Source organism: Kaarinaea lacus, assembly GCF_975902315.1.
The window spans coordinates 1-3581 of record NZ_CDLKIE010000441.1 but is presented as its reverse complement, the minus strand read 5'-3'; the positions used below and the strand labels follow the sequence as shown (position 1 = coordinate 3581).

5 protein-coding genes are annotated in these 3581 nt (G+C 42.5%); 4 read left to right on the top strand and 1 reads right to left on the bottom strand.

The features are described 5' to 3' along the window. The 4 genes from ACWVCM_RS13780 to ACWVCM_RS13765 form a co-directional block, all read left to right on the top strand. Positions 1-525, top strand: a 525-nt coding sequence (locus ACWVCM_RS13780) for a potassium channel family protein (protein WP_455202339.1), incomplete at its 5' end; no start/stop codon positions are given. Between the two features lie 48 nt (positions 526-573). Then, positions 574-1650 carry a hypothetical protein gene (locus ACWVCM_RS13775; protein ID WP_455202338.1) on the top strand — a complete coding sequence of 359 codons (1077 nt, stop codon included), beginning with the start codon at positions 574-576 and terminating at the stop codon, positions 1648-1650. Positions 1651-1875: 225 nt separating this feature from the next. Further along, complete coding sequence (locus ACWVCM_RS13770; protein WP_455202337.1) at positions 1876-3042, top strand: DUF481 domain-containing protein; 1167 nt, start codon at positions 1876-1878, stop codon at positions 3040-3042. Continuing rightward, positions 3042-3293, top strand: a complete 252-nt coding sequence (locus ACWVCM_RS13765) for a Kazal-type serine protease inhibitor family protein (RefSeq protein WP_455202336.1) — start codon at positions 3042-3044, stop codon at positions 3291-3293. Before ACWVCM_RS13770 ends, ACWVCM_RS13765 begins: the two co-directional genes overlap by 1 nt. 90 nt (positions 3294-3383) lie before the next feature. On the opposite strand, the gene ACWVCM_RS13760 is transcribed toward ACWVCM_RS13765, so the two are convergent. Beyond that, a partial coding sequence (locus ACWVCM_RS13760; RefSeq protein WP_455202335.1) for a hypothetical protein occupies positions 3384-3581 on the bottom strand: 198 nt, incomplete at its 5' end.

Below are 3581 nucleotides of genomic sequence, written 5' to 3'. Positions count from 1 at the left end.
GTAACACAAAAGTCTCAATTGTTTTGGTCGGCGTTAGTTTTAGCGATAGTAACTATTTCTTTAACCTGGGGTTCCTATTGGAGTGGAAACGAGCTGTTAGCCATAATGGCAAGGATTTTTCAGATACTTTTTGTTGTTCTTATTGCTGGCGCAATACTGTCGCAGATCTTTAAGCATAGGAAAATAACCCGGGAAACAGTCGCTGGCGCGATCTGTGTTTATTTATTGATGGGTACGATGTGGGCTGATGTGTACGGAATAATGGAGATCGTTAAACCCGGCACCTTTCCAGCTTATGAGACTGTAACAGGTGAAAAAATAACAGATCCTCAATTACGCTCATCCCAGTTCCACTATTTTTCTTTCGTGACGCTCAGTACGCTAGGTTACGGCGATATCACGCCGAATACCCGTGAGGCGCAATCGCTTGCCTCGATGGAGGCTATTATTGGCCAATTGTTTCTCGCAGTGTTGATAGCTCGTTTGGTGGGCCAGCAAGTATCACATCGGGAAGAAGAAGATTAACCTTAGTAACTAAGATCGTACATTTTACGGATGTGTTATGTGCTGAATATGCCAGAAAATTATAGAAACCGCCGTTACTTACGATTAGGGTTGCTTATACTGGCGATTGTTCTAATTGCAGGCGATCCAGCAAACGCCGCTGCAAAAGGCGGAGAGTGCGCTATCCCAAAAGAACTTGCGTTAACTCCTCCAAAAGTAGAAGGTGAGGCTGTAAAAGTTTCGGTTGGGATATTTTTGCTGGATATAGTAGAGATTGATGAGATTAGTCAAAGTTTCACAGTTGACTATACTGCAGATGTGAGATGGTATGATCCCCGATTAAGTGCGAAATCTTTGGGTTATTCATTAGTCGGATGTAGGCTGACTGTCGATGAAATTTGGGATCCCAAGTTGCAGGCAATTAATCCACGTGATTTTAGTAAAGTATTCATCAGGGAAGTGAGAGTCAATGATGAAGGTGTAGTTGAATATTATTTACGGTTGCAAACTACTTATTCATCTTATTTTAATCTGAAGCAGTTTCCTTTTGATCAACAGACTTTGCAGATGCATCTTGCATCGTTTCAGTATGGGCCTGAAGACGTGATATTCCAGGTTGATGAAAAGCACACTGGACGTCTGGAAAGTTTGAATATTCCTGGTTGGGAATTTCTTTACAGTGCCAGCGATGTGTCAAAGCCAGCCTTAGTTGCTACGGGCACAAAATATTCGCAGTTGTTTCACCACATTGTTCTGGAGCGCAAAGCTGGATACTATATCTGGAAATTTGTTATTCCATTGTGCTTTATAGTTTTAATGGCAGGTAGCGTATTCTGGCTGGATCCAACAAATTTTGCACCGCAAATTGGTATATCCACTGCTTCAGTTTTTACGCTGGTAGCATTTTTATTGGGTTTACGGCAGGGTTTACCGCAAGTGGCTTATTTGACCAGGATGGATGTTCTAATACTCTCAGCCACTATCCTGGTTTTTGTTTCATTCGCAGAAGTGGTTTTCGTTAGTCGCTTAGCGCATAAGGAACGTGCCGAATTAGCCCGGCGCATTGACTTTCATGCGCGTTGGATTTATCTCCTGGTTTTTGCAATGCTTGGCTACATAATTATCATTGCACCTTATATTGCTTAGCTGGATTAATCAGTATGCCTCTTTATTAGGAGTGTTTTGAAATGTGTCGGTTAATATGTAATCAATTTAATTTAAGTCAGTTGCAATATATCTTGTCGGTTGTAACATATAATACCAATTAAATTGAACTGCTCAGGAAATTGATTTCATATCTCAGATCTTATGCGAGAAAATCCCACAACAAAATTGTTCTATATCTGGCTATACATAATCGCATGCACGTTAATGCTTTGGTGCGGCCATCTGTTTGCGGCTGAAGAAAACGATGATGCCACTGAGTCTGATCCTGCAACAACAGAGACTAGCGCTGAAGACAAGAAAGCTGCTGAGGAAGCTAAAGCCAAAGCCGCTCAAATAAACGCGGCCTGGGATGAATTTGTACCTCCCCCGGATGATAAATATGACTGGATCCAATTGACATCTGACGAGTGGCTCAAGGGCGAGCTGAAAGTTCTATATAATTTTGAACTTGAGTTCGATAGCGACGAAATGGATTTACAGAAATTTGACTGGGAAGATGTCAAACAGGTTCGCAGTTCAGGATACCAAAGTGTTCGTATTGAACCTGTTGATGGTGTTGGAGAACCAACTACCGCGATTGGACAACTTTACATTATCGCTAACAAGGTCATAATAACCTCTGGTGATCAGGTGCTGGAGTTCGATCGCGATCGGGTTGTTTCGATTGCCAAAGGATCAACCAAACTAGCTGATATATGGACCGGTAAACTATCCCTGGGCATTAATGCCAGAAGTGGTAACTCAGACCTGGTCGATTCGAATATCACATTTAACGCCAGGCGGCGTACTGCGGAGTCGCGGGTAATTATTGACTACGCTGGTAATTACAGTAAAGCTGAAGGCATAGAAACTTCTAATAACCACCGTCTTGCTTCACATTACGACCAGTTTAAAACTTCGAGATATTTCTGGCGCGTAGTATTTGGTGAATATTATCGCGACAGGTTTAAGAACATTAACAACCAACTTACCCTGGGTACCGGGTTTGGTTATCACATCATTCGAACGCCAAAAACAGAATGGGAAGTATCAGGTGGCGTTGGCGCTCTATATAAACAATTCGTTTCGGTTGAAGTGGGTCAAGATTCGGAAAACACATCTCCCAGCCTGGGCCTCGGTACCCGATATGAAACAGATCTGACTGGCTGGTTGGAATACTTTATTGACTTTAGTTTCCAGATCGTTGATCAAGAATCTGGAACTTACATTCATCATTTCATCACAACATTAGAGTCGGATTTAATCAGCGATCTGGATCTGGATATTTCTTTTGTTTGGGATCGTATCCAGGATCCACAGCCGGCTGAAGATGGAACAGTACCGGAGCGCGACGACTTTCAGATCATTGTGGCTCTTGGTTACGAATTCTAATGCGTCGTTATTTGTTCATTTTTATATTGTTACTAATTTCCTTTGCCGGGACAGTGATGGCTGAAGAAAAGGCATCAGAAGAAAAAGCGTTCACTACATGTACAGAGCCGCGGCCACAGATGTGTACCCAGGATTATCGACCGGTTTGCGCTAAATTAAATGATGACAGCATGAAAACCTATTCGAATGGATGTATGGCGTGTTCTGATCCCAAGGTTGTTGGTTATTATCAGGGCGCTTGTGAGGAGTAAGTTTTTATTCGCGGTGCACAGCCCCGCTTGTGCAGGTTAGTGCTTTTAATTATTTGTAGGAGCGCACCTGTGGGGTGCGATTAATCACTTCTAATTATTCCCTTCTTTAAACAACCAGTCCACCGCATGACCTTTTTCTGCAAATGTGGCATTCGTAATACCGGATGAGTTCATGACAATTCTGGTGAGCACGGTATAGTTTTCCAACTTCCGGGTAACAATCACTAATTTAATCTTGCGGTCCGAGACGGTACTGCAAAAAGCATCAGCAAACGCAAAACAATCTAT

What these genes read in the sequence shown, in the direction of transcription:
- ACWVCM_RS13775 (WP_455202338.1), top strand. Translation starts at nt 574, where the DNA reads ATGCCAGAAAATTATAGAAACCGCCGTTACTTACGATTAGGGTTGCTT.
- ACWVCM_RS13770 (WP_455202337.1), top strand. Translation starts at nt 1,876, where the DNA reads ATGCTTTGGTGCGGCCATCTGTTTGCGGCTGAAGAAAACGATGATGCC.
- ACWVCM_RS13765 (WP_455202336.1), top strand. Translation starts at nt 3,042, where the DNA reads ATGCGTCGTTATTTGTTCATTTTTATATTGTTACTAATTTCCTTTGCC.